The sequence below is a fragment of the Janibacter sp. DB-40 genome (assembly GCF_029510815.1).
GTDB lineage: Bacteria > Actinomycetota > Actinomycetes > Actinomycetales > Dermatophilaceae > Janibacter.
Genome location: NZ_CP120360.1, coordinates 708,007 through 733,345, shown reverse-complemented (window position 1 = coordinate 733,345; position 25,339 = coordinate 708,007). Strand labels below are relative to the sequence as shown.

At 71.9% G+C, this 25,339-nt stretch carries 25 protein-coding genes; 9 read left to right on the top strand and 16 right to left on the bottom strand.

Going from position 1 to position 25,339, the window contains the following annotated elements:
- Positions 1-36: 36 nt before the first annotated feature.
- A complete protein-coding gene (locus PVE36_RS03615) occupies positions 37-1,179 on the top strand; it encodes an Mrp/NBP35 family ATP-binding protein (RefSeq protein WP_277239536.1) in 1,143 nt (380 codons plus the stop codon).
- 180 nt (positions 1,180-1,359) lie between these two features.
- On the opposite strand, the gene PVE36_RS03610 is transcribed toward PVE36_RS03615, so the two are convergent.
- From PVE36_RS03610 to sigE, 3 genes are read right to left on the bottom strand one after another with little or no spacing between them, the layout of a single operon-like run.
- On the bottom strand, positions 1,360-1,755 hold the full coding sequence (locus PVE36_RS03610) for a hypothetical protein (RefSeq protein ID WP_277454628.1): 396 nt from the start codon (positions 1,753-1,755) through the stop codon (positions 1,360-1,362).
- Between the two features lie 3 nt (positions 1,756-1,758).
- Positions 1,759-3,231, bottom strand: a complete 1,473-nt coding sequence (locus tag PVE36_RS03605) for a trypsin-like peptidase domain-containing protein (protein WP_277454627.1) — start codon at positions 3,229-3,231, stop codon at positions 1,759-1,761.
- 22 nt (positions 3,232-3,253) lie between these two features.
- Positions 3,254-3,886, bottom strand: coding sequence for an RNA polymerase sigma factor SigE (gene sigE / locus PVE36_RS03600; protein ID WP_277454625.1), 633 nt, complete (start codon positions 3,884-3,886; stop codon positions 3,254-3,256).
- Between the two features lie 90 nt (positions 3,887-3,976).
- Between sigE and PVE36_RS03595 the strand changes: the two genes are divergently transcribed.
- Positions 3,977-4,609, top strand: coding sequence for an O-methyltransferase (locus tag PVE36_RS03595; RefSeq protein WP_277454623.1), 633 nt, complete (start codon positions 3,977-3,979; stop codon positions 4,607-4,609).
- A gap of 43 nt (positions 4,610-4,652) precedes the next feature.
- Here the strand turns inward: PVE36_RS03595 and PVE36_RS03590 are convergent, their stop codons facing one another.
- The 5 genes from PVE36_RS03590 to dapE all read right to left on the bottom strand — a co-directional run bounded on the left by PVE36_RS03590 (position 4,653) and on the right by dapE (position 7,580).
- Positions 4,653-5,009: a hypothetical protein gene (locus PVE36_RS03590; RefSeq protein ID WP_277454622.1), complete on the bottom strand. Its 357-nt coding sequence runs from the start codon at positions 5,007-5,009 to the stop codon at positions 4,653-4,655.
- A 150-nt stretch (positions 5,010-5,159) separates the two neighbouring features.
- The gene (locus tag PVE36_RS03585) at positions 5,160-5,336 is read right to left on the bottom strand and encodes a DUF3117 domain-containing protein (RefSeq protein WP_185990436.1); all 177 of its coding nucleotides are present in this window, start codon (positions 5,334-5,336) and stop codon (positions 5,160-5,162) included.
- Positions 5,337-5,444: 108 nt separating this feature from the next.
- Positions 5,445-5,726, bottom strand: coding sequence for a DivIVA domain-containing protein (locus PVE36_RS03580; protein ID WP_277454621.1), 282 nt, complete (start codon positions 5,724-5,726; stop codon positions 5,445-5,447).
- On the bottom strand, positions 5,723-6,442 hold the full coding sequence (locus PVE36_RS03575) for a TIGR00730 family Rossman fold protein (protein WP_277454619.1): 720 nt from the start codon (positions 6,440-6,442) through the stop codon (positions 5,723-5,725). Before PVE36_RS03575 ends, PVE36_RS03580 begins: the two co-directional genes overlap by 4 nt.
- A 61-nt stretch (positions 6,443-6,503) precedes the next feature.
- Complete coding sequence (gene dapE, locus PVE36_RS03570) at positions 6,504-7,580, bottom strand: succinyl-diaminopimelate desuccinylase (RefSeq protein WP_277454618.1); 1,077 nt, start codon at positions 7,578-7,580, stop codon at positions 6,504-6,506.
- A gap of 71 nt (positions 7,581-7,651) precedes the next feature.
- Between dapE and dapD the strand changes: the two genes are divergently transcribed.
- Complete coding sequence (gene dapD / locus PVE36_RS03565) at positions 7,652-8,584, top strand: 2,3,4,5-tetrahydropyridine-2,6-dicarboxylate N-succinyltransferase (protein WP_277454617.1); 933 nt, start codon at positions 7,652-7,654, stop codon at positions 8,582-8,584.
- A gap of 2 nt (positions 8,585-8,586) precedes the next feature.
- Entirely contained in the window at positions 8,587-9,459 is an 873-nt protein-coding gene (locus PVE36_RS03560) for a hypothetical protein (protein WP_277454616.1), read from the top strand.
- Positions 9,460-9,560: 101 nt separating this feature from the next.
- On the opposite strand, the gene PVE36_RS03555 is transcribed toward PVE36_RS03560, so the two are convergent.
- The 3 genes from PVE36_RS03555 to fdxA form a co-directional block, all read right to left on the bottom strand.
- A complete protein-coding gene (locus PVE36_RS03555; RefSeq protein ID WP_277454615.1) occupies positions 9,561-10,844 on the bottom strand; it encodes a citrate synthase in 1,284 nt (427 codons plus the stop codon).
- Positions 10,845-10,985: 141 nt separating this feature from the next.
- The gene (gene dapC, locus PVE36_RS03550; protein WP_277454614.1) at positions 10,986-12,143 is read right to left on the bottom strand and encodes a succinyldiaminopimelate transaminase; all 1,158 of its coding nucleotides are present in this window, start codon (positions 12,141-12,143) and stop codon (positions 10,986-10,988) included.
- 79 nt (positions 12,144-12,222) lie between these two features.
- A complete protein-coding gene (fdxA, locus tag PVE36_RS03545) occupies positions 12,223-12,549 on the bottom strand; it encodes a ferredoxin (protein ID WP_277454613.1) in 327 nt (108 codons plus the stop codon).
- A gap of 22 nt (positions 12,550-12,571) precedes the next feature.
- On the opposite strand from fdxA, the gene PVE36_RS03540 reads away from it, so the two are divergent.
- The gene (locus tag PVE36_RS03540; RefSeq protein ID WP_277454612.1) at positions 12,572-13,600 is read left to right on the top strand and encodes a GNAT family N-acetyltransferase; all 1,029 of its coding nucleotides are present in this window, start codon (positions 12,572-12,574) and stop codon (positions 13,598-13,600) included.
- 55 nt (positions 13,601-13,655) lie between these two features.
- On the opposite strand, the gene PVE36_RS03535 is transcribed toward PVE36_RS03540, so the two are convergent.
- A complete protein-coding gene (locus PVE36_RS03535; RefSeq protein WP_277454611.1) occupies positions 13,656-14,228 on the bottom strand; it encodes a hypothetical protein in 573 nt (190 codons plus the stop codon).
- A gap of 63 nt (positions 14,229-14,291) precedes the next feature.
- On the opposite strand from PVE36_RS03535, the gene PVE36_RS03530 reads away from it, so the two are divergent.
- Genes PVE36_RS03530 through PVE36_RS03515 form a run of 4 tightly spaced genes read left to right on the top strand, consistent with a single transcriptional unit; the run spans position 14,292 to position 20,449 of the window.
- Positions 14,292-16,892: an AMP-binding protein gene (locus PVE36_RS03530; RefSeq protein ID WP_277454610.1), complete on the top strand. Its 2,601-nt coding sequence runs from the start codon at positions 14,292-14,294 to the stop codon at positions 16,890-16,892.
- Positions 16,874-17,896 carry an extracellular solute-binding protein gene (locus tag PVE36_RS03525; RefSeq protein ID WP_277454609.1) on the top strand — a complete coding sequence of 341 codons (1,023 nt, stop codon included), beginning with the start codon at positions 16,874-16,876 and terminating at the stop codon, positions 17,894-17,896. Before PVE36_RS03530 ends, PVE36_RS03525 begins: the two co-directional genes overlap by 19 nt.
- Positions 17,880-19,409: an ABC transporter permease subunit gene (locus tag PVE36_RS03520; protein WP_277454607.1), complete on the top strand. Its 1,530-nt coding sequence runs from the start codon at positions 17,880-17,882 to the stop codon at positions 19,407-19,409. The genes PVE36_RS03525 and PVE36_RS03520 overlap by 17 nt, the downstream gene beginning before the upstream one ends.
- Complete coding sequence (locus PVE36_RS03515; RefSeq protein ID WP_277454606.1) at positions 19,406-20,449, top strand: ABC transporter ATP-binding protein; 1,044 nt, start codon at positions 19,406-19,408, stop codon at positions 20,447-20,449. Before PVE36_RS03520 ends, PVE36_RS03515 begins: the two co-directional genes overlap by 4 nt.
- A 42-nt stretch (positions 20,450-20,491) precedes the next feature.
- On the opposite strand, the gene PVE36_RS03510 is transcribed toward PVE36_RS03515, so the two are convergent.
- Genes PVE36_RS03510 through PVE36_RS03495 form a run of 4 tightly spaced genes read right to left on the bottom strand, consistent with a single transcriptional unit; the run spans position 20,492 to position 25,335 of the window.
- Positions 20,492-22,219: a VanW family protein gene (locus PVE36_RS03510; RefSeq protein WP_277454605.1), complete on the bottom strand. Its 1,728-nt coding sequence runs from the start codon at positions 22,217-22,219 to the stop codon at positions 20,492-20,494.
- A 4-nt stretch (positions 22,220-22,223) separates the two neighbouring features.
- Positions 22,224-22,712 (bottom strand): flavin reductase family protein, encoded by a 489-nt coding sequence (locus PVE36_RS03505; RefSeq protein ID WP_277454604.1) that lies wholly within the window; start codon positions 22,710-22,712, stop codon positions 22,224-22,226.
- Entirely contained in the window at positions 22,709-23,581 is an 873-nt protein-coding gene (gene mshB / locus PVE36_RS03500) for an N-acetyl-1-D-myo-inositol-2-amino-2-deoxy-alpha-D-glucopyranoside deacetylase (RefSeq protein ID WP_277454602.1), read from the bottom strand. The genes PVE36_RS03505 and mshB overlap by 4 nt, the downstream gene beginning before the upstream one ends.
- Positions 23,578-25,335 (bottom strand): ABC transporter substrate-binding protein, encoded by a 1,758-nt coding sequence (locus PVE36_RS03495; protein ID WP_277454601.1) that lies wholly within the window; start codon positions 25,333-25,335, stop codon positions 23,578-23,580. The genes mshB and PVE36_RS03495 overlap by 4 nt, the downstream gene beginning before the upstream one ends.
- Positions 25,336-25,339: the final 4 nt, after the last annotated feature.

Genomic DNA, 25,339 nt, shown 5'->3' with positions numbered 1-25,339 from the left:
GTCGGAGGGCCCGAAATACGGACCTACGATGGATGCATGGCCCCCCACCCCACGATCACCGACGAGCAGCTGCGTGACGCGCTGAGCACCGTCATCGACCCCGAGATCCGCCGGCCCATCACCGAGCTGGGCATGGTTGAGTCCGCGGCCGTCGACGCCGACGGCCTGGCCACGGTCACCATCCTGCTCACCATCTCGGGGTGCCCCCTCAAGGACACCCTGACCAACGACACCACCAACGCGATGAAGTCCATCGAGGGCGTCACCGACGTGAAGGTCACCCTCGGCGTCATGAACGACGAGCAGCGTGCCGAGCTGAAGAACCACCTGCGCGGTGGCCAGGCGGAGAAGGAGATCCCCTTCGCCAAGCCGGGCTCGCTCACCCGCGTCTACGCCATCGCCTCAGGCAAGGGCGGCGTCGGCAAGTCCTCGATCACCGCCAACCTCGCCGCGTCGCTCGCGGCCGAGGGGCTGAAGGTCGGGGTCGTCGACGCCGACATCTACGGCTTCTCCATCCCCCGCATGCTCGGCGTGACCCACGCGCCGACGCAGGTCGACGACATGATCCTGCCGCCGATCGCCTCCGAGGTGAAGGTGATCTCGATCGGCATGTTCGTCCCCGGCAACCAGCCGGTGGTCTGGCGCGGCCCGATGCTCCACCGGGCGCTGCAGCAGTTCCTCGGCGACGTCTTCTGGGGCGACCTCGACGTGCTCCTGCTCGACCTGCCCCCGGGCACCGGTGACATCGCCATCTCCGTCGCCCAGCTGATCCCCAACAGCGAGCTGCTCGTCGTGACCACGCCGCAGCAGGCCGCGGCCGAGGTCGCCGAGCGCGCCGGCTCGATCGCGATGCAGACGCACCAGCGCCTCGTCGGCGTGATCGAGAACATGTCCTGGCTCGAGCTGCCCGACGGCAGCCGGCAGGAGCTCTTCGGCTCCGGCGGTGGCCAGTCCGTCGCCGACTCGCTCACCCGCACCGTCGGTGCCGAGGTCCCGCTGCTCGGCCAGATCCCCCTCGACGTCACGCTGCGTGAGGGCTCCGACCACGGCGAGCCCACCGTCCTGTCCAACCCCGACGGTCCCGCCGCCGTGGCCCTGCGCGGCATCGCCCGCGGCATCGCCTCGCGCTCGCGCGGACTGGCCGGCCGCAGCCTGAGCCTCACCCCCACCGGGAACTGAGGGGCTTCCTCCCTGCGCCCTCCTCCACGCGGCCGGAGCGTGGCCTTGGGCGCCCTCCGCGCGGACGCAGGGGGCGGCCCTTGGCGCCCGGTCCGGCGGCCTCGGTCGTGATCGCACCGTTGCACATGAGCCGGACCGGGGCCTGAGCCGGGCCAACCCCTACGTCCGCGCTGCGTGCGCTCAGGTGGCCTCGGGGTCCCAGTGCGGCCCGGTCCCGGTCCGCGGCGCTGAGCCCGTCGTGTCGGACGAGGCGTCCGAGGAGGCGGCGGTCCGGGGCGCGGGGGTCGTCGTGCTCGGCTTGTCCTCGAGGCTGAAGGCGTCCTCGAGGGGCTCCATGAGCGCCTGCTTGACGATGCGCCGCGGGTCGTACTGGCGCGGGTCGTACTGGCGCCAGTCGAGGTCCTCGTACTCCGGACCCATCTGGTCCTTCAGCTGCGTCTTGGCGTCGTTGGCCATGCGGCGCAGCTGCACGACGAATCGCGCGAGCTTCGCTGCGTACTCCGGCATGCGCTGGGGGCCGAGGATGATGAAGGCCAGGACGATGAGGAGGATGAACTCCCAGCCGTTGACTGGCATCGCCTAGTTCTCCTCCGCCGCTTCGAGCGTCATCGTGAGCTCGCGCTCGTCACCGTCCCGCAGGACCTTGAGGGTGACCTTATCGCCCACGGCCTGGGCGCGGATGCGCACCACGAGCTGGTCGAGATCGGTGACCCGCCGGCCGTCCATCTCGATGATGACGTCGCCGGGCTCGATCCCCGCCTTGTCCGCCGGGCCGCCCGGGACGACCGAGGGCTGGTCCCCCGGCATGTCACCCTCCTCGATGACCTTGGCGCCCTCGCCCTGCCACCGCCGGTCGAGGGAGACACCGATGATCGGGTGCTGCGCCTCACCGCTGCTGATGAGCTGGTCGGCGGTCCGCACGACGACGTCGGAGGGGATGGCGAAGCCGAGGCCGATCGAGCCGGAGGCCGACATCTGACCGGGAAGCTGCGCGATGGCGGTGTTGACGCCGATGACGTTGCCGTCGCTGTTGAGCAGCGGTCCACCGGAGTTGCCGGGATTGATCGCCGTGTCGGTCTGGATCGCGGAGATGTAGGACTCGTCACCGCTCTCGCCGGCGGCCACCGGTCGCTCCAGCGCGGAGACGATGCCGGCGGTGACCGTGGAGCCGAGGCCGAGCGGGGACCCGACGGCGACGACCTCGTCGCCGACGACGACCTCGTCGGAGCTGCCGATCGCGATGGGCTCCAGGCCCTGGGGCTCGACCTTGAGCACGGCCAGGTCGTAGGCGGAGTCCCGGCCCACGACCTCGGCGCTGCGGCGGCTGCCGTCGCTGAGCTCGATGCGCACCCGGCCGGAGCCACCGGCCGCCTCGACCACGTGGTTGTTGGTGACGATGTGGCCCCGGTCGTCGTAGACCCAGCCGGAGCCCGTCCCGGACCCGCCGGAGCCGTTGACGCGGATCGTCACGACGCTCGGGACCGCGTCGGCGGCGATGGCGGCGACCGACCCCTCGGGACGCTCGGCCTGCTCCCCGTCGCGCTGGACGATGGTGGGCCCGCCGCCGCTGCCGTCGTCGCGCAGGTCGGTGACCAACCCGCCACCGATCCCGCCGATGGCACCCGCGATCAGGGCAGCGGCCAGGGCGAGTGCCCCCGCACCGAACCAGCCCGGTCCTCGGCGCCGGGTGGACGAAGGGGGTGTCCCCGGTGAGCCCGGGTACGGGTACCCGGGCGAGGGGCCCTGCTGGGCGTACCCGTGGTACTGGTGTGCGTTGCCGGGGGCATACGGGTCCTGCTGCCCGTAGGGGTCCTGCTGTCCGTAGGACTCGCGGCCTTGGGCCGCGTGGTCGCCCGCGCTCCCACCGGGGAGCTGCTGGGTCTCCTCCCACCACCCCTGCCGGTCACCGGTCGCGCCGCCCTCGCCGTGGGCCTGCGACGCGCCCTGCTCCTGCGAGCCGAGCGAGTCGTAGGGCAGGTACGGGCTCGTCGGTATCGGCCCCGCGCTGTCGTCCCGTGGGGTCGGCTCGTCACCCTGGTGCGGAGAGCTCATGCAGATGATTGTGCCTTGTCGGTCACAGGGTCCCGGTCACCGGGCGCGCGAGGGGGAAGCCCGAACCGCTACGCCGGCGCGACTCCGTGCGCGGCGCGCGGGTCGTGGTCGGTTCGCGGTGGCTGAGGCTCTCGCGGAGCATGGCCCGACCCCGGTGGATGCGCGAGCGGACGGTCCCGAGCTTGATGTCGAGCGTCTCGGCGACCTCCTCGTAGGTCAGGCCCTCGACGTCGCACAGCACGACGGCGGCCCGGAACTGCGGCGGCAGCGCATCCAGCGCGCGCTGGATGTCGGCGTCGAGGTGGTCCCGCAGGACGATCTGCTCGGGGGTGGCGGTGCCGCTGTGCAGCAGGGCGGCGAAGTCATCGGTGAGCGAGTCCAGGCGCAGCCGCTGCTTGCGCCGGGCCCTGTCGAGGAAGAGGTTGGTCGTGATCCGGTGCAGCCACCCCTCGAAGGTCCCCGGCACGAACCCGTCGAGGGAACGGAAGACCCTGATGAAGACGTCGTGCGTGAGGTCCTCGGCCTCGTGCGTGTCGCCCGTGAGGCGGTAGGCGAGGCGGTAGACCCTCTCCCCGTGGTCCTCGACCACCTCGCTCCACGTGGGCTGGACCCACTCGTCCCCAGCGCGATCGGCGGTCTCGGCATCGAAGGTCACCCACCCATCGTCATGGGCGAACCTGACAGAAGCCTGTGATGCGCCTGCGCGGACGGTGGGCCGTGCGCAACCGGACTAGGGTGGACTCCCATGACCGCCGCGCAGCTGACCAGCCTTGCCTACGCCGAGCAGTTCGTCCCCGAGGACGACGTCGTCGAGGCGGCCCGCCATGCCGGCACGGAGCTCGGGGCGCCGCCCATCGGCACCGGAGGCGGCTCCGCCCTGCGCCTGCTCGCCGCCGCCTCCCAGGCGCGGCACGTCGTCGAAATCGGGACCGGAGCCGGGACCTCGGGGCTCTGGCTGCTCGCCGGCATGCCCTCCGACGGCGTGCTCACGACGATCGAGCTCGAGCCGGAGAACGCCGCACGCGCCAAGAAGTCCTTCGCCGCCGCCGGCATCGTCGGCCACCGCACGCGGGTCATCGGCGGCCGCGCCCTGGACGTGCTGCCGCGGATGAACGACAACGCCTACGACCTCGTCCACATCGACGCGGACAAGGAGGGCTACCCCGACTACGTCGAGCACGCCATCCGGCTGCTCCGCCCCGGCGGCGTCATGGCCATCGACAACATGCTCTGGCACGACAAGGTCGCCGACCCCGCGGTCCGCGACCAGACCACGACCCTGCTGCGCAACCTCGGCAAGCAGCTGCGGGAGGACGAGCGACTCGTCGCCAGCCTGCTGCCCGTCGGCGACGGGATGCTCGCCGCCGTGAAGCGCTGAGGAACTCCCCCGACCAGCGCTCGACCCTGCGAAAGCGCGCGCGTCAGGCGGTTCCGGGGCCGGGGCCGCGACGGAACTGGGCGGGCCCCTCGGCGATGGCCACGACCTCGAAGGGCTCGATCTCGATCGGGGCCGAACCGATGATCTTGCTGCCGGCGGAGTCGGCAGCCGTGGTGGCGAAGTCGGCGCAGAACTCGTCCCGGTCCTTCGCGGCCTGGAAGATGTAGGTCCCCTCGAACCACTCACCCTCACGCATGCGCCACGTCTTGAAGGCCAGTCCGTCGAGGAACATGAAGTTGGCCATCGAGGTCCCAACGACGTACTCGCGCAGCTCCTCGGCCACGCCGTGCGGGGCCTCGGTCAGTGACCAGCGGACGGTGAGTCCGTATCCAGCGTTCATCGTTGTCCCCTCGGCTCGGTGAGCCAGCTCAGCAGTATCCGGCCAACGTAGCCAGTCGCGCCGGTGCTGGGCAGCCCCGTGTCATCATCCGAACGACCCCGGGCACGAAAGAACCCCCGGACCAACCGGTCCGAGGGCCCCTTGCAGCAACTACTTCTTCAGGCCGTCACAGTTGTCGATGGCCTCGCCGAGCTCGAGCACCTCGTCGGGCTTCATCTCGACGACGAGGCGACCGCCACCCTCCAAGGGCATGCGCAGGACGATGCCGCGGCCCTCCTTGACGACCTCGAGCGGACCATCCCCGGTACGTGGCTTCATTGCCGCCATGTGTGCGTTCCCTTCGAATTCATACGTGGTCGGCACAACGCCGACCACCCGACGCCCTCGCGTCGAGGCTGGCTCCCATTATCCACCCCGCCGCCGCGGTAGGCCTAATCAGGGTCGACGGGTGTCCCGGCCCTCGTTCTCCAGCTCGGCGATGCGCTGCTGGAGGCGATCGATGACGTCGTCGACCTGGTCCATCCGGTAGCCGCGCAGTGCGGTGTCGAAGGTGACCTCGGCGACGTCGCCGGACCGGACGGTCCCGGCGGGCAGCCCGTGGTGCGGCGTCGACGTGACCGGGTCGGCCATGGGGTCGGGGGTGAACCGCCCGACGACGACCGCGGCGGTCGCGACGACCACGAGCACGGCGACGACGATGAGCAGGACCCAGATCATTCCGGGTTCGTCCGGTCAGGGGCGATCCGACCGGAGCCGTCCTTGAGGTGGCGCACGGCCGCCTCGCAGTCGTCGGTGACGATGAGCCGGTCGATGTCGCCCTCGCTGATCATGCCGCCGCTCTCCACCGAGTGGCGCAGCCAGTCGAGGAGACCAGACCAGTACTCGACGCCGATGAGCACGATGGGAAAACTCGTGACCTTGCCCGTCTGCGCGAGGGTGACCGCCTCGAAGACCTCGTCGAGGGTGCCGTACCCACCCGGCAGCACGAGGAAGCCCTCGCTGTACTTGACGAACATCGTCTTGCGGGCAAAGAAGTAGCGGAAGTTGATGCCGAGGTCGACGTACGGGTTCAGTCCCGCCTCGAAGGGCAGCTCGATGCCCAGACCGACGGACGTGGCGCCGCCCTCGCGGGCGCCGCGGTTGGCCGCCTCCATCGCCCCGGGGCCACCACCGGTGATCACCGAGAACCCTGCCTCCGCTGCGAGACGGCCCAGCTCGACCCCCTTCGCGTACCACGGGGAGTCGACGGGAGTGCGGGCGCTGCCGAAGATGCTCACCGCCGGACCGAGCTCCGCGAGGGCACCGAACCCCTCGACGAACTCCGCCTGGATGCGCAGGACGCGCCACGGGTCGGTGTGCAGCCAGTCGGCACGGCTGCGGTCGTCGAGCAGCCGCTGGTCGGTCGTGGTCCTCGGCACCTGCCGGCCCCGCATGACGACGGGACCTTGGTGGTACCAGCTTTCGCTCCTGCCCTGAGGTGTCACGGGCGCGAGACTACGCGAGCCACCGGAGCACGGCCTCCTCGGACGCGACGATCTGCTCGACCGGGCAGCGCTCCTCGTCGTGGTGCGCGAGGTTGGGGTCACCGGGCCCGAAGTTGACCGCCGGGATGCCCATCGCGGAGAAGCGCGCGACGTCCGTCCAGCCCTCCTTGGGGCCGACGGGCACGTCGAGCGCGGCGACGAAGGACCGTGCCGCGGGCAGGTCCAGCCCGGGGCGGGCGCCCTCGGCCAGGTCGCGCACGTGCAGCTCACGCCCGGGCAGGACCGTCTGGACGTACGCGAGGGCGGCCTCCGCGTCCTTGTCGGGGGCGAAGCGGTAGTTGATGAGGACGCTGCAGCTGTCGGGGATGACGTTGCCGGCGATGCCACCGGTGATCCCCACCGCCTGGAGTGCCTCGTGGTAGTCGAGCCCGTCGACGTGGACGGTCTGCTCCTCGTGCGCGGCGAGGGCGGCGAGGACCTCGTGCGCGTCGTGGATGGCGTTGTGACCGTTCCAGGGTCGGGCGGAGTGGGCCGCGATGCCCTTGAGCTGCACCTCGACGCGCATCGTGCCCTTGCACCCACCCTCGACGGCCGCGTTCGTCGGCTCGAGGAGCACGGCGAAGTCCGCCTCGAGCAGCTCCGGGTCGGACCGGGACAGCAGCGCGAGGCCGTTGTAGACCTCGTCGATCTCCTCGGCCTCGTAGAACAGGAAGGTGATGTCGCGGCTCGGCTCGGGAAGCAGCGCGGCCTTGAGCTGGACGGCGACGCCGCCCTTCATGTCGACGGTGCCGCGCCCCCACAGCACCTCCTGCCCACCGATGTCCTCCCGGCGGACCGGGAGGTTGGCCGGGTCGCTGGTGAGCGGGACGGTGTCGATGTGCCCCGCCAGCACGATCCGCTCGTCGCGACCGAGGTCGGTGCGCGCGACGAGGGTGTTGCCGCGCCGCGTCACGCTCAGGTGCGTCAGCGGGGCGAGAGCCTCCTCGATCGCATCGGCGATGGCCCCCTCGTCGCGGCTGACGGACTCGATGTCGCACAGCTGCTGGGTCAGGGTCACGACGTCCGCGGTGAGGTCCAGGCTCGGCATGCCGCCACCCTAGGCCGTCCTCCGATACGAGGCTTATCGCTGGGCGGAGGTGGGTCTCGTACGATTCAGCCATGACGACGACGCGCGCAGCCTGGGCCCATGGCGTGGCCACCGTGACCACCGACGGAACCGTGCTCGACACCTGGTACCCGGAGCCCGTGCTGGGCGCGGTCCCGGAGGGCGCGACGGCGCCCGAGGAGCTGCTCGCCCTCACCGGCGAGGACACCGCGCGGGGTGTGCGGACCGATGTCGTCACGGTGGGCATCGACCTCGACGCCGCGCCGCAGGGCGCCTCCGACGGGTACCTGCGCCTGCACCTGCTCTCCCACCGTCTGGTCCAGCCCAACTCGATCAACCTCGACGGCCTCTTCGGCCAGCTGGCCAATGTCGTGTGGACGAACCACGGCCCCTGCGCCGTGGAGGGATTCGAGGCGACCCGCGCCCGGCTGCGCGCCCGCGGCCCGGTGCAGGTCACGAGCATCGACAAGTTCCCGCGCCTCACCGACTACGTCACCCCCACGGGTGTGCGCATCGGCGACGCCGACCGCGTGCGCCTCGGCGCCCACCTCGCCTCCGGCACGACCGTGATGCACGAGGGCTTCGTGAACTTCAACGCCGGGACGCTGGGCACCTCCATGGTCGAGGGCCGGATCAGCCAGGGCGTGGTCGTCGGCAACGGCACCGACATCGGTGGCGGCGCCTCGACCATGGGCACCCTCTCCGGAGGCGGGACCGAGCGGGTCTCCATCGGCGAGCGCTGCCTCATCGGCGCCCAGGCCGGCATCGGTATCGCCCTCGGCGACGACTGCATCGTCGAGGCCGGGCTCTACGTCACGGCGGGGACCAAGGTGGCCCTGCCTGACGGGTCGACCGTCAAGGCCGGTGCCCTCTCCGGCCGCAGCTCCCTGCTCTTCCTGCGCAACTCGCTCACGGGCGCCGTCGAGGCACGGGACCGCACCGGCCAGGGCATCGCGCTCAACGACGCGCTGCACGCCAACGACTGACCGTGCCCCGCTCCCGCCCGGCCACCGACGGGAGGCGCGGTCGCCGCTGGGTACCGGCGGTCGCGACCCTGTGCGTCGTCGGCCTCGTGTGCACCGCCGGCGTCTGGTACGCACGCGACCGCATCGGCCTCTTCCTCGGGGAGAAGTGCGAGGCGACGGCGCTCGAGGAGACCGTCAGCTTCGCCCCCGACCAGATGAACCACGCGAGCACGATCGTGCTGCTCGGGGTCGAGCGGGGGCTGCCCGCGCGCGCCGGCTCGATCGCCGTCGCCACGGCCATCCAGGAGTCGAAGCTGCGCAACCTCACCTACGGTGACCGCGACTCCGTCGGCCTCTTCCAGCAGCGCCCGAGCCAGGGCTGGGGCACCGTCGACGAGCTGCAGGACCCGGTCTACGCGACCAACGCCTTCTACGACGAGCTGACCCGGATCGACGGCTGGGAGGGCATGCGCATCACCGAGATCGCCCAGGAGGTGCAGCGCAGCGCCTACCCGGAGGCCTACGCCGACCACGAGCACGAAGGGCGGACCATCGCCTCGGTCCTCACCGGCCACTCCCCGACCGGCTTGGTCTGCCGCCTCGACGAGCCGACCACGGCCGGACGCCCGGACACCTTCGTCGCCGCGGTCACCGAGCAGACCGGTCAGCAGGCCACGGCCGAGGGGTACGTCATCTCGGTCCGGGCGAGCGACGAGCGGCGCGCCTGGGCGGTCGGCGCCTGGGCCGTGGCCCAGGCAAAGGCCCGCAACGTCCGCTCCGTCCAGGTCGGCGACCGCCGGTGGACCCGGGACATGGGCGACTCCGCCATGTCATGGGGCGACGCGGACAGCGCACTACCCGCCTCCGAGGTGCGCGTGACCCTCCACGGGGGCTGAACCCGCTCGACCCCGGGGAGATGCGGCGGTGTCCCCGCGGGCCACGCAGCGGCCCCCTCCACCCGTGAGGGGCGAAGGGGGCCGGTGCGGCTGCGCGTGGGTCAGCGGTTGTCGAGTGCCACGTAGTCGCGCTCGGTGGGGCCGGTGTAGATCTGGCGCGGACGGCCGATCTTGGTGGCCGGGTCCTCGATCATCTCGCGCCACTGGGCGATCCAGCCCGGGAGGCGGCCGATCGCGAAGAGGACGGTGAACATCTTCGGGTGGAAGCCCATGGCCGTGTAGATCAGGCCGGTGTAGAAGTCGACGTTGGGGTAGAGGTTGCGCTCGACGAAGTAGTCGTCGGCGAGGGCGACCTCCTCGAGCTTCATGGCGATCTCGAGCTGCTCGTCGCCGCCCATCTTCTCCAGGATGGTGTGGGCGGTGTCCTTGACGATGGCCGCACGCGGGTCGTAGCTCTTGTAGACCCGGTGACCGAAGCCCATGAGGCGGACGCCGTCCTCCTTGTTCTTCACCCGCTTCATGAAGGTCTCGGCACCGTCGTCGGAGGCCTGGATCTGCTCGAGCATCTCCAGGACCGCCTGGTTGGCACCGCCGTGGAGCGGGCCGGACAGGGCGTGGATGCCCGCGGAGACGGAGTTGAACATGTTGGCGTGCGCGGAGCCGACGAGACGCACCGTGGAGGTGGAGCAGTTCTGCTCGTGGTCGGCGTGGAGGATGAACAGCTGGTCGAGCGCCTTGACGATCTCGGGGTCGAGCTCGTAGGGCTCGGCCGGGAAGCCGAAGGTCATCCGCAGGAAGTTCTCGGTCAGGCTCAGCGAGTTGTCCGGGTACAGGAACGGCTGGCCGACGCTCTTCTTGTGCGCGTAGGCGGCGATCGTCGGCAGCTTCGCCAGGAGGCGGATGGTCGAGATCTCGACCTGCTCCGGGTCGAAGGGGTCGAGGCTGTCCTGGTAGAAGGTACCCAGCGCGGAGACCGCCGAGGAGAGCACCGGCATCGGGTGCGCGTCGCGGGGGAAGCCGTTGAAGAAGGCCTTGAGGTCCTCGTGCAGCATCGTGTGCCGGCTGATGCGCTCCTCGAACTCGCCCAGCTGGGAGGCCGTCGGCAGCTCGCCGTAGATGAGCAGGTAGGCGACCTCGACGAAGGTCGACTGGCCCGCCAGCTGCTCGATCGGGTACCCGCGGTAGCGCAGGATGCCGTTGCCGCCGTCGATGTAGGTGATGTCGGACGTGCAGGCGGCGGTGTTGACGAAGCCCGTGTCCAACGTGACGTTGCCGGTCTCCTTCAGCAGTGTGGAGACGTCGTATCCGTCGTTGCCCTCGCTGGCCTTGACGAGCGGGAAAGTCAGGTCCTTGCCTGCGGCGGAGAAGGTGGCGTCATCGGTCATGAGGTATCAGCCCTTCGTTCGTGCCGTGCCGCGGAGGCGGTGGCCCCGGGCATGCGATTCTTCCCCGAAACTACCTCAGCCGTGGGCCCGGTCACCACGCGGGTACGAGGTGTGGGACGGGGGTGGTGGGAGGCGTCGCCCCTACCGCTGCGCGGACAGGCGTGCGGCCGCGGTGGCGATGTGCTCGTCGGTGGCGGTGAGCGCGATGCGTACGTGCTGCTGGCCCGACGGGCCGTAGAACTCACCCGGCGCGGCGAGGATCCCGCGCTCGGCGAGCCGGTCGAGCGTCACCCGGCAGGGCTCGTCCGCGCTGGCCCACAGGTACAGCCCGGCGTCGGAGTCGTCGATCCGCAGGCCGAAGTCCTCGACGGCCGGACGCAGGACCTCGCGCCGGGCCCGGTACCGCTCCCGCTGGGCCGCGACGTGCTCGTCCTCGGAGACCGCGGCGAGCAGGGCGCGCTGGACCGGCCACGGCACGATCATCCCGACGTGCTTGCGCACCTCGAGCAGGCGCCCCACCAGCGTCGGGTCGCCGGCGACGAAGGCCGCCCGGTACCCGGCGAGGTTGGACTGCTTGGACGTGGAGTAGACGGCGAGCAGCCCCTCGTGGGAGCCGCCGTTGACGCGCGGGTCGAGGATCGACGGTGTCGTCGGCAGCTCGGCGTAGGACTGGCCGCGCTCCTCCTCGGAGCGCCAGTCCAGCTCGGCATAGCACTCGTCGGAGGCGACGACGACGCCCCGCTCGCGTGCCCAGGCGACGACCTTGGCCAGGTGCTCGACGCCCAGGACCTTGCCGGTGGGGTTGCTCGGGCTGTTGAGCCACAGCAGCCTCGGCGCGCTCGACGGCGTCGTCGGGCCGAAGGCGGTGGTGGCGTCCGCGGCGAAGGACGTGGCCCCGGCGACGCGGGCGCCCACGTCGTAGGTCGGGTAGGCCACGGTCGGGAAGCCGACGACGTCACCGGCACCGAGACCGAGCAGGGTCGGCAGCCAGGCCACCAGCTCCTTGGAACCGATCGTCGGCAGGACACCGTCCGGATCGAGATCGGGCACCCCACGGCGTCGGGCGAACCACGCGGCGACGCCCTCGCGCAGGTCGGGCGTCCCCCACGTCTGCGGGTAGCCGGGAGCGTTCGCGGCCGCGACCAGCGCGTCCTGCACGACCTGCGGGGCGGGGTCGACGGGGGTCCCGACCGAGAGGTCGACGATCCCCTCACCCAGGGCGGGGTCGCCGGACGAAAAGGATCTCGCCCGCTCCTTGGCAGGCGCGAGCGAGTCCCAGGGAAAGTCGGGTAGGTCCACTACTGGATCACTCGAGCTGTCGGTCGCGACTCCACGGGCTGCTGCGGGCCTCGTTCCTCGGATCCTCGCAGCCCTGTCGTCACTCCGAGTGCTCCTGCGGGGGGAGGGCGGCGATGATCGGGTGGTCCTTGTCGATCATGCCCATCTTGGCGGCACCGCCGGGGCTGCCGAGGTCGTCGAAGAACTCGACATTGGCCTTGTAGTACTCGGCCCACTCCTCGGGGGTGTCGTCCTCGTAGTAGATCGCCTCCACGGGGCACACCGGCTCGCAGGCGCCGCAGTCGACGCACTCGTCGGGATGGATGTACAGGCTGCGCTTGCCCTCGTAGATGCAGTCGACGGGGCATTCCTCGATGCAGGCCTTGTCCTTGAGGTCCACACAGGGCTGCGCGATCACGTACGTCATGCGACCCATACTATGTGCCCCCATGAGCGAACTGTTCCGGGGTCTCACCACAGGGTCCAGGGCAGTCGTGCGCACCCGGATCGAGCCGCCACCGGCCGACGGACCGCAGCTGACCGACACCGTCGGCGAGATCGCCGCGCTCGACGAGGAGAGCGTGCGGATGACCACCCGCACCGGCGAGGTCACCCTGCGCCGCGACCTCGTCGTCGCCACCCGCGCCATCCCACCGCGGCCGACCCGTCGCGGTGCGCCCCACCGGGCCATCGCGATCGAGGACCTCCACCTCGTGATGACCAAGGGGCAGCCCGGCAGCACCCGGGCCTGGCTCGGCGAGGAGCGCGCAGGCTGGCTGCTGCGCGCCGGCCACGGCTGGACCGGCCGCTCCAACTCCGCCCTCCCCGTCGGCGACCCCGGGCTGCCGCTCCCCGACGCGGTCGACGCCGTCACCGCCTGGTACACCGAGCGCGACCTCACCCCGCTCGTCATGCTCCCCCGCCCCCGTGGCGCCACCACCGGCGACGACCCGCTCGGCCGGCTGCTGCTCGAGCGCGGCTGGACCGAGGGCCAGCCCGTCGACGTCCTCACCGGCCGCACCGACACGCTCCTGACCGGGTCCGCCCCGGCTCCGCAGGGCCTGACCCTGCACTCGGGCGAGCACGTGGACGAGACCTGGCTGGCCGGCTCCCCGCCGCGCGTGCAGCAGCACCTCGACGCCGCCCGCGAGATCCTCGCCCTGCCGCCGCGGCAGGTCTTCCTCACCGCGCAGGACGACGAAGGGGGGACCGCCGGCGTCGTCCGCGTCGCCCTCGCCGATGGCTGGGCGGGGATCTTCGGCCTGCACGTGGCGCCCGGGCACCGCCGCCGCGGCGTCGGGAGGTGGCTCACGCTCGCGGCCGCGCGCTCGGCCCGCGACGCCGGGGCCTCGCTGACCTATCTGCAGGTCGAGCCGTCCAACGAGGCCGCCCAGCAGCTCTACCGGGGCCTGGGCATGCAGCAGCACCACGACTACGTCTACCTCGCCCAACGCGCCTCTCCCTCCGCAAAAGCCTAGGCTCCTGCAACCCACCGGGGCCTCCCCCTTCGCAAGTGCCCGGGCTCCTGCGACGTCAGGGCCACCTGCCCGCGGCGAGCTGCTCGAGGGCCGCGGCGGACTCGGCGACGTCGTGGGTCACGATCACCGGCTGCTCCGGACCGGCGCGGGCGAGTGCCGCGAGGTACCGGGGCAGTGGCGGCTGGACCATCAGGGAGGTCACCGGCGCCTGCGGCTCGGCGCCTGCCTTGGAGACCGCCTCCCGCGTGACCCAGCGCGCCACGTCGTCACCCCGGTCGACGGACTCGACGTCGACCCCGACCGCGACGTCCGCCGTCCCGACGAGGACGAGCGGACCGGCGTGCGCGACGCTCACCCGCGCTCCTGCGACACGGGGCGCGCCGTGGGCTGCACCGCAGTCGGTGCACGTGCGCTCGACCGTGACCGATCGCGGGTCGACCCCCGTGGCCGCCGCGACGGCGACCCGCAGCAGCAGCGCCCCGACGACGAACCGACCGCGGTCCGCCGCACGATCCATCCGCTCCAGGCGCTCGACCTCGAGATCGTCGAGGAGGGGGAACAGCCGCGCGTCCGCAGAGCGCAGGTCGGCCCACCACAGGTCCACGACCTGACCATCTGGCACGGCCATGTTTCCTCCGGGTGGTGGGGCGCGGTACTGTTTCGCCGTCAGAACCAAGGATAGGCAAACCTCATGTCATTGCTCGCGGAGCTGCACGAGATGCCGGTCCCGGCTCCCACGAGCGGCAGCCGGTGGGCGGTTCCCTTCCTGCACCCCACGCGCACCTCGACCGCGCTGATCACGCCCGAGCGCACGCTCGCCCACGACGAGCTGGCCGTGCGCGTCGCCGCCGTGGTCGAGCGACTGCCGGACGTGGCCACCGGCCGCCGGCTGGTCCACCTGCCGCTGACCGAGCACCTGGACGACGTCGTCGGGTACCTTGCCGTCCTCGCGGCCGGCCACGTCGCGCTGGTGACCGGGCCGCAGGCCCTGCAGGCCACGTCCGTCACGGACCGGTTCGGCCCCGACGTGCGCCTCGCCGGCGCCGACGTCGAGGTGCTCTCCCCCGACGCACAGCACCTCCTCCACCCCGACCTGGCGCTGCTGCTGTCCACCTCGGGCAGCACCGGGAGCCCCAAGCTCGTGCGCCTGACCCACGACAACCTCGCCGCCAATGCCCACGGCATCGCGACCGCCCTCGAGCTGGACGCCGACGACCGGGCGATCACCTCCCTTCCCCTGCACTACTGCTACGGCCTGTCGGTGCTCCACAGCGTCCTGCTCGTCGGCGGCAGTGTCGTGCTCACCGACCACTCGGTCACGGACGAGCGCTTCTGGCGGCTGCAGGCCGAGCACCGCGCCACCCTCTTCGCCGGGGTCCCGCACACCTTCGACCTCGTCGGGTCCCGGCTGCGCGGCCACCTGCCGGGCCTGCGGCTCGTCACCCAGGCCGGCGGCGCGATGGACCCCGACCGCGTCACCGAGATCGCCGAGACCGGGCGGGCGAAGGGGTGGCAGCTGGCCGTCATGTACGGGCAGACGGAGGCGACCGCACGGATGGCGGTCCTCCACGGCCGCGACGTCCTCGCCCACCCCGACTCCGTCGGAGCGCCGATCGCGGACTCCTCCTTCCGGATCGACCACGACGTCCCCGGCGGGACCGACGAGGTCGGCGAGCTCGTCTTCACCGGCCCCGGGGTGATGCTCGGCTACGCAGAGCACCCCGACGAGCTCGCGCTCGGCCGGATGGTGACCGAGTTGCGCACCGGCGACCTGGGCCGGATCGGTGACGACGGGCTCGTGCGCATCGTCGGCCGGCGCGACCAGGTCGCGAAGGTCATGGGCCTGCGCATCGACCTCGGGCAGGTCTGCGCGGCGATCACGGCGAGCGGCCACGACGTCGTCGTCACCGCCGATGCCCAGCGACTCCTCGTCACGCTCGTGGCGGACCCCGGCGCACCCGGCACGCGGGAGAGTGCACGCGAGGTGCGGGACCTCGCCGCGGACGCCTCGGGCCTGCAGCCCGGCTCCGTCGTCGTCGCCCCGATCGCCGGGCTGCCGCGGCTGGCCAACGGCAAGACCGACCGGGCCGGCTGCCGTCGCCACGCCCTCGACCACGCCGAGCGGGCGGACGACACGGCCGACGGCGACCGTCTGGGCGCCACCGTCGACATCGTCGCCTCCGCCCTCGGCCGTGACGACATCGACGCGGACCGCTCCTTCACCGAGCTCGGCGGCGACTCCTACAGCCTGGTGCAGACATCGGTCCGGCTGGAGAAGGTCCTCGGGCCACTCCCCGCCGACTGGCACCGGGTACCGCTGACCGAGCTCGCCCGCACCACCAGCGGACGGACCGGTGCCATCAGCTGGCTGGAGACCCCCGTGGTGCTGCGCGCCGCCGCGGTGCTGGCCATCTGCGCCTCGCACATCGGGCTGGTCAGCTGGCCGGGTGGGGCCCACACCCTCCTCGTCGTCGCCGGCTGGGCCATGGCCCGCTTCACCCTCGTCTCGTCCGACCCGGCGGAGCACCGCCGACGAGGAACCCGTGCCGTCGTCGCGCTCGTCGTCCCCTCCGTGCTCGTCGCCCTCGCGGTGCGCCTGGCCGGAGGAGGCTACGACTGGGCCAACGTCTTCCTCGTCAACTGGCTCGTCGGCACCGTCGTCAGCGACGGCCCACGGGTACAGCTGTGGTTCATCGAGGCGCTGCTCGCGTGCATCGTGCTCGTCCTGGCCCTGATGGCGGTGCCCGCGATCAGGCGCACCTACCTGCGCTCCCCGTGGGCCTGGAGCATGGGGCTCGCCGGGCTCGCGCTCGTCCCGCGCTACCTCCTCATCCCCGACCCCACCGGGTCGATCAGCGGCCTTCCCGGCAGCGTCCTGTGGCTCTTCGCCGTCGGCATGGCGCTCGGGGTGGCCAGGACCCGACGACAGCGCCTGGCCGCTCTCGCCCTCACCGCGGTCGGCATGGTCGGCTTCTTCTTCGACCCCACGCGCGGGGCCACCGTGCTCGCCGCGGTCGTCGTGCTCGCCCTCGTCCCGCGGATCCCGATGCCACGGCTGCTGGCACCGCTCACCGGCCTGCTCGCCACCGCGTCGCTGCACATCTACCTCGTCCAGTTCCGGATCTACCCGTACATCGACAACGGCCTCCTCGCGCTCGTGCTGTGCCTCGCCGCCGGCGTGGCGACCTGGGCCCTGCTGCACCCCCCGACGCGCGCCCTGACCGAGGCCATCGCCCCCACCACGCCCCGCAACCGACACCCCGAGGACACCCCATGCGTCGCCGCACCCTGATCACCTCCGCCCTGACCTCGACGGTCCTGGCACTGTCCGCGTGCGGGGGTGCCGGCGAGAGCTACTCGCCAGACCCGGACGCGCTGCAGATCTACTCCAGCCAGCACGACAACCTCACCAAGGCGTGGGCCGAGGGCTTCGAGGAGCAGAGCGGCATCGAGACCCAGATCCGCCCCGGCGAGGACGCCTCGATGGGGCACATGATCGTCGAGGAGGGCGCCGAGTCCCCCGCCGACGTCTTCCTCACCGAGAACAGCCCGGCGATGACCCTCGTCGAGCAGAACGACCTGCTCGCACCCGTCGACGACTCGACGCTGCAGCTCGTCCCGGAGGACCGCCGCCCCTCCAGCGGCGACTGGACCAGCGTCGCGGCACGCTCGACCGTCCTCGTCTACAACCCGGACGAGATCGCCGAGTCGGAGCTGCCCGAGTCGCTGATGGACCTGCAGAAGCCCGAGTACCAGGGCATGTGGGGTGCCGGTGCCACCGGCGCCGACTTCCAGGCCATCGTCGCCGGCATGCTCGCCGACCGGGGCGAGGAGAAGACCGCCGCCTGGCTCGAGGGCCTGGAGGAGAACGCAGAGATCTACAAGCACAACGTCGCCACGATGAACGCCGTGAACGCCGGCGAGGTGCCGATGGGCGTCATCTACCACTACTACTGGTACCGCGACCAGGCCGAGACCCAGGAGGGCTCGGGCAACACCAAGCTGCACTACTTCAAGAACGGCGACCCCGGCGCCTTCGTCAGCCTCTCCGCCGCCGGCGTGCTCAAGAACGCCGAGCACCCCAAGAAGGCGCAGGAGTTCATCGCCTACATCCTCTCGGACGAGGGTCAGAAGGTCCTCGAGACGAGCGGCTCCAAGGAGTACGCCGTCGCCAAGGGCGCGACCTCCGACCCCGACCTGCCGACGCTGGAGTCCCTCGAGGCCCCGGCCATCGACCCCGTCGACCTCGAGTCCGAGAAGGTCACGCAGATGATGACGGATGCCGGGATCCTCTAAGCAGCTCGTGACGGCCGCGGCGATCCTCGTCGCGGCCGTCACGCTGCTCCCGATCGCAGTCGTGGCCGCGGACGGGATGGCCGCCTCGCCCCGCGCGGCGCTGGACTACCTGCTGCGGCCCCACGTCGGCGAGCTGCTGGGCAACACGGTCGTGCTCGTGCTCGTCACCGTGCCCGCGTGCCTCGGCCTGGGCGTGGGCGCGGCCTGGCTCGTCGAGCGCACCGACCTGGCCTTCGCCGGGGTGTGGCGGGTGGCGCTCGGCGCTCCGCTCGCGGTCCCCGCCTTCGTCGCCAGCTATGCGTGGATCTCCATCTGGCCGGGGCTCGACGGCCTCGGGGGTGCGGCGCTGGTGACGACCGCCGCGTACTTCCCCTTCGTCTACCTCCCCGTCGCCGCCATCCTGCGCGACCTGGACGCCGCACCCGTCGAGGACGCCCGCGCCCTGGGGGCCACCCCCTTCGCCGCCTGGTGGCGCACGGTCCTGCCCCGGCTGCGCCCGGCCGCGAGCGGCGGCGCACTCCTGGTCGCGCTGCACCTCCTCGCGGAGTTCGGCGTGCTCGAGATGATGCGCTACCAGACCTTCACGACCGCGATCCTCGTGCAGTACGAGGTCAGCTTCAACAGCCACCGGGGCAGCCTGCTCGCGCTCGTCCTCACCCTCCTGTGCCTCACCGTGCTCACCTTCGAGCACCTCCTGCGCGGCACCGCCCGCACCTCCCGGGTCGGCCGGGGCGTGCACCGTCGCGCCGACCCCGTCCGTCTCGGCCGGTGGTCCCCGATCGCCACCGCCGCCCTCGGGCTCGTGGTGGTCATCGCCCTCGTGGTCCCGGTGACCACCGTCGGACGGTGGCTGCTCGCCCACCTCACGACGCCCGGCACCGATGCCTTCCCCCGCCCCTCGCTGCTGCTGACCACCGGCTCGTCGGTCTCGCTCGCCCTCGCCGCGGCCGCGCTCGCGACCGCCATGGCCTTCCCGGGAGCGTGGCTGCTGAGCCGCCGCCGCACCGGGTGGACGATGCTGCTCGAGCGCGCCACCTACGTCGCCAGCTCCCTGCCCGGCGCCGTCATCGGCCTGGCGATGATCACCATCACCGTCAGCTACCTGCCGGGCATCTACCAGAGCCCCTTCATCCTCGTGCTCGGCTACACGATCCTCTTCATCCCCCGCGCGATGATCTCCCTGCGCGCCGGGCTGGCCGCGGCGCCGCCGGAGCTGGGCGAGGCCGCCCGCTCCCTGGGCACCGGACCCGTGGGCGCCTTCCGCCGTGTCGTGCTGCCGCTGATGCTGCCGTCCGTGCTCACCGGCGCGGCCCTGGTCGCCATCGCGGCCGCCACCGAGCTGACCGCCACCCTGCTCCTCGCCCCGACGGGGACCTCGACGCTGGCCACCGCCTTCTGGGCCGCCAGCGACGAGTTCGACTACGTGGGTGCGGCCCCCTACGCGGCGATGATGATCCTGTTGTCCGCGCCCTTGACCGTCCTGATGCTCCGACAGAGTGGGATCGAGCAATGAGTACAGTCCAGATCGACGGCGTCCGCGTCGGGTACGGCGGCGTGCCCGTCCTGCGGGACATCGACCTCACCGTGCCGAGCGGCACCACGACGGCCGTCCTCGGGGCCTCCGGTGGCGGCAAGACCACCCTGCTGCGGGTCATCACCGGCTTCCTCGCCCCCGAGGCGGGCACCGTCCGCGTCGGCGAGCAGCTCGTGGCCGGCAACGGCCGCGCGGTGCCCCCGGAGCGGCGCGGGGTCGGCTACGTGCGCCAGGACGGCGGCCTCTTCCCGCACCTGGACGTCGGCGGCAACATCACCTTCGGCATGCCCCGGGCGGCCCGCCGCCGGCGCGAGCGCGTCGGCGAGCTGCTCGAGCTCGTCGGCCTCCCCGGCGACGTCGCGACCAAGCGCCCGGACCAGCTCTCCGGTGGCCAGCAGCAACGCGTGGCACTCGCGCGTGCGCTGGCACTCTCCCCCCGCGTCGTCCTGCTCGACGAGCCCTTCTCCTCCCTGGACACGGCGCTGCGCGCCAGCACCAGGGAGGCCGTGGCCCGGGCGCTCGCGGAGGCCGGGGCCACCACGATCCTCGTCACGCACGACCAGCAGGAGGCGCTCTCCTTCGCCGACCAGGTCGCGATCATGCGCGACGGTCGCTTCAGCCAGGTCGGCACGCCCCGGGAGATCTACGAGTCCCCCGTGGACGTGCGGGACGCCGCCTTCCTCGGTGACGTCGTGCGCCTGCCGGGCCGACCCGCGGACGGCGGGATCAGCTGCGCCCTCGGTGTCGTGCACACCCCGGCGGGGGCCACCCCCTTCGCCTCCTCGGCGGTCGTCGACGTCGTCGTCCGCCCGGAGGACCTCACCCTCACCGATGCCCCGGCCTGCGCCCACGGCACCGTGCTGGACACGCGCTACCACGGTGCCCACGCGCTCGTGCGGGTCGCGCTCGTCGACGGCACCGAGGTCACCGTCCGGGTCACCGGGCGACGCACGCCCGAGGTCGGTGAGGTCGTGCCGGTCCACGTCGACGGACCGGTGCTGGCCTACGAGTACTCCTGAGACCACCGTGCCCCCCGGCGGGCACACCCGTCGAGGGGTCCGTCAGCCCGTGCAGACGATGTGGTCGGCGGCGTCGTAGACGGTCGTGAAGGACGAGGACTTCACGGTGCTGCCGTTCTGGATGAACGACCGGGTGATGTCGACGGTGAAGCCGGGGTTGGGCGACTGCGGCACGCACTTCTCGCTGTCGTCGGTGATCCGCTCCGGCTCGACGACATTGCGCCGGGGGCTCTTGTCGGCCCTGATCTCGTCATACTTCTTGCGGCCGGAGAAGCTCACGGTGACCTCGTTGCCGCTGACCGAGGCGTTGATGAGGATGCCGGCGCCGGTGTCGTTGGTGAAGCGGTTGTCGAGGTTCGGCCAGGAGATCGTCGCCTCGCGCCCCTCGGGGTAGCGCGAGATGTAGAAGGAGTGCGGGTGGAACTCCTCGATCCTCGCCCCGGAGAAGAAGACGGCGTTGAACAGCGTCGTCGACAGCTGGGAGATGCCGCCGCCGTAGTCCTTGGCCAACCGGCCGTTGTAGATGACGCCGGCCTGCTTGTAGCCCTTGGCCGCGGTGCGCTCGCCCAGCCGCTCGTTGAGGGAGAAGGTCTCCCCCGGCGCGACGTACGCGCCGTCGAGGGTGCGCGCCGCCAGCCTGATGTTGGCCGTGCGGACCGGGTTGTCCGGCAGGTACGTCGTGAAGCTGGAGATGGTCTCCTTCGGCAGGGTGCTCCTGGCCTTCTCCGTGGTCAGCTCCGGCTGGGTCGTCGTCACCGACGCCGTGGCGACCCGCTCGTCGCCGTTCTTGCCCATCGCCTCGACGACCTCGGCGCCCAGGCCCTCGGTCTCCAGCGTCAGACCGGTGCGTGAGGGCGAGACGTCGAAGCCCGAGCCGGACCGCGTGACCACCGCGTCCCGGGCGTCGGGGAACTTCCCCGAGTCCCTCGCTGCGGTGGCGGCGGCCTCACGCGCCTTGGCCTCGTCGACCTTCGTGGCGAGCGTGCCCTCCTCCTTGGTCACCGAGACGGCCGTGGCCAGCTGCTCGGGGGTGACCTCGAAGGAGACGTTCCCACCGTCCGGTCGGGAGGCCTTCACCGTCACCGGGCCCGCGACGAGCGGCCTGAGCTCGTCCTCGACGAAGGCGTCGATCTCCTCCGGCAGCAGCTCCGGCTCGGGCCGGGTGATCGGTGCCTCGTACTGGTGCTGGTCCGGCCAACCGTCGGCGATGGCCTCGGTCAGCTCGTCGCGCTGCACGCTCAGACCCAGCTTCGACTTCTTGGTCTGCACGGTCGCGCCCTCGAGCGCCACGCTGCCCTCGACGGGCTCGGTGTCCATGCCCTTGGTCGCCTCGTCGACGGCCGCGGAGAGCTGCTCCTCGTCGATGTCGACCTCGACGTCGCGGTGGATGTCCCCGGTGGCCTGCGCCCACAGGTCCATCGGGTTGAGGCTGAAGCCGGTCAGGCCCTCGAGGGAGGCCTCGTAGTCGTGGGAGAGCCCGGCGTCGGCGGGGTCGATGGTCCGCTCCTTGCCGTCGACCATGATGACGACCGGCTCGGCAGCCTCCTCCGCAAGGCCCTCGCGCAGCGCCGTGCGGGCCTGCGCCTGGGTCATGCCGCTGACGGAGACGCCCCCGACCGTGGTGTCACCGGGCACGCGGTCACTGAAGTACACCGCCGCCGCGGCGTAGAGCGCCACGACGACGAGGAGCACGAAGCCGACGGCGGCCCAGAGGCGCCGGCCGCCCCGGCCGTGCTCATCCCCGTCCGTGCGGGTCTCGTCGTGGGTCATGCGGTCACCTCGTGCTCGTGTAGCGGCTGCGGTAGTAGATCAGGGGGTCGTCCCGACGGGCGTCGGCACGACTGGCCACGACCTCGCCGACGACGATCGTGTGGTCGCCCGCCACGTGCCTGGAATGGGTCCGGCACTCGAGCGTGGCCAACGCGTCATCGACGAGTGCCACACCGAGCTCCCCCCGGTGGTGCGGGATCTGCGACAGCTGACCATACAACGGCCGACCGCCGGTGCTGAGCCAGCTCGCCGCCGGGCGCCCGGACTCGGGCAGCAGGGAGACCCCCCAGACACCCGAGGAGTCCACGGCCTCCAGCCAGCCGGAGTCGTTGCGGACCGAGACCAGGACGAGCGGCGGCTCGAGCGAGACCGAGGTGATGGAGTTGGCGGTCATCGCGTGGTCGTGGCCGTCCTCGAGCGTCGTGACGATCGCGATCCCGGTGGCGAAGTGCCCCATCGCGAAGCGCAGACTCGTGTCCTCCAGGCCGCTCATCGCTGCACCAACGTCCCGCGCGGCCCGCCGTCGCCCGCCAGGGGCTGCCCCGTGCCCGGGTCCAGGCGGGCATAGCCCTCCCGACCGGACAGGAGGGCGGCGATGTCGTTGGACAGGGCGAAGGTCCGCTCGGGCCCGAGCGTGACCTGCGTGCGGTGGTGCCGCAGGGCGGCGATCTGCTGGTCGACGGCGTCGGGGTCGACGACGGCGTGCGTGACCACCTCGTCGTCGACGACCGAAGGGGGGAACTCCCCCGTCGGCAGGCTCCAGCCGAGGTCGCGCAGACCGGTCACGGTGGTCAGGACCTGCCGGTCCTCCTCGGCCCAGGACCGCGGGGTGAACGTCCCGAAGAGATCGGGCCGGCCCCCTTCGGGCAGGGCCGCGACCGCCCACCGGGTCACCTCGTGGGTGCGGATGTGGTCGGGGTGGTCGTAGCCGCCGTGGGCGTCGTAGGTGACGACGACGTCGGGAGCGATCTCGGTGATCACCTCGGACACGGCCTCGACGGCCACCTCGTCGTCCGCGCGCACCCATGCGCGCGGGTGCTCCGCACCGGCGGTGCCGGCCATGCCGGAGTCGCGCCAGCGGGAGGTCCGCCCGCTCGTCAGCTCCTCACCGAGCACGCGGTGACGGGCACCGATCGCGGCCATCGCGGCCCGCAGCTCGTCACGTCGGTACTCGCCGAGGGTGTCCTCGTGGTCGGCGTCGAGGTGGGCCAGCTCGGGCGGGATGACCTCGCCCTGCTCCCCGAGGGTGCAGGTGAGCACGTGCACCTCGTCACCGGCGGCGACGTGGTGGGCGATCGCGACCCCGGTGGCCAACGACTCGTCGTCCGGGTGCGCGTGGACGAACAGCAGGCGGGCGCTCACTGCGTCACCCCCACCAGTCCCAGCTCCGGGATCCCGCCGTAGACGGGGTTCGCGACGAAGGAGGTGACCTCCGACCCGGCGACGTGCGTCAGTCGGCTCTGGCTCAGCGGCAGGTAGGCCACGTCCTCGAGCAGCTCGGTGTCGATCGTCGCCCACTCCTCGGCACGGTCGGGGTCGTCGCGGGTGCCGGTCGCCTCGTCCATGGCCTCGTTGATCTCCTTGTCGGCGTACTGCCCGTAGTCACGCCCGACCGACTTCTTCGACAGGTTCACCCGGTCGTCGAAGAGCGGGGGCAGCACGGTCGCCGCCGACGGGTGGTCCGGCCCCCAGTTGGCCCAGACGAGGTCGTGCTCCTCGACGGTCGAGCGCGAGGAGATCGTCGTGAAGTACTCCTCCTCGTCGACCGGCTCGAGCGTGACGTCGAAGCCCGCCGCCCTCCAGCCCGGCAGGAGCTCTTCGAGCGCGGCAGCCAGGTCCTCGGTGTCGCGGTGGACCAGGGTCAGCTCGATCGGGGTCTCGACGTCGGCCTTCGAGACCAGCTTCTTCGCCGCCTCGGTGCTGCCCTGGGGGCCGTGGTCGAGGACGGTCTCGTGGGCCGAGGGGAGAGCGGTCCCCAGGAGGGACCACGTCGCCCTGCCAGTGCCCATGCTCGCAGCGTAGGCCTCGCGATCGGTCGCCGCGGCGAGCGCCCGGCGGACGTCGGACGACTGCAGGGCCTTGCTCTCGGCGTTCACGGCCAGGTAGTCGACGAGCTGGCCGTCGGTGTCCACGGACTGCACCAGCGGCCCCGCCTCGCGGATCGCCTCGTCGAGGGCCGGGGGCATCGGGTCGAGGGCGAGAGTGCGTCCGCCGTCCTTCCCCTCGATGATCGTGCTCAGCGCCTCCTTGGGCGCCACGCCCTCCTTGTGCACGATCGAGGCGGGGCCGGGCCGGCGAAGGGGGTCCGACGTCGGCTTCCACTCCGGGTTGCGCACCCAGGTGCCGCCCTTGGACGGGGTCCACCCGTCCTGCAGCATGTACGGCCCGGACGAGTACGCGCGGTAGGTCGCCCCCTTCTCCGCCTGGTCCGCCTTGACCGGGGCGAACTCGGGGAGGGAGACGATCTCGTCGAAGTTGCCGACCGGCTGCGAGAGGTGGAAGACGACGGTCGAGGGGTCCGGGCACTCCACGGCCTCGTCGATCAGCGTCCGCGCCTTCTTCGACTGCCCCTCCTTGCCGGTGGGCCCGGGGTAGGTGGAGGACCCGTCGGACTCCTTGGGGATGTCGAGGTAGGTCAGGGCGTAGCCGCTGGAGGAGACCTCGGGGTCGAAGGAGCGGGCCACCCCGTGGCGCACGTCCTCGCAGGTGATCGTCGAGCCGTCCTGCCAGGTCACCCCGTCCCGCAGGGAGAAGGTCCACCTGCTGGCGTCATCGTTCGGCTCACCGGTTCCCCTGGCGAGGTCCCCGGAGATGGTGCGCTGCGCGGACAGGGCAGAGTCGGGCTGGTAGGCGGTGAGCGTGCGCATCCACGTGCGTGAGGCGAAGCCGGCCGCGCGGCGGTCGGTGATGCGCTGCGGGTCCCACGCCCGGACCGGCCCGGCCGCCAGGACGGTGAGCCGGTCGTCCGGCCCGGTGACGCTCCCGGAGGCCGTGGACGTGTCGGAGCTGCTGCTGGAGTCGGCGAGGCCGCTCACGAGGTCGCTGGAGCACCCCACCGCCCCCGCCAGAGCGAGGGAGGTGAGGACAGCGAGGGTGCCACGCGTGGAGCGCCGCATCGGC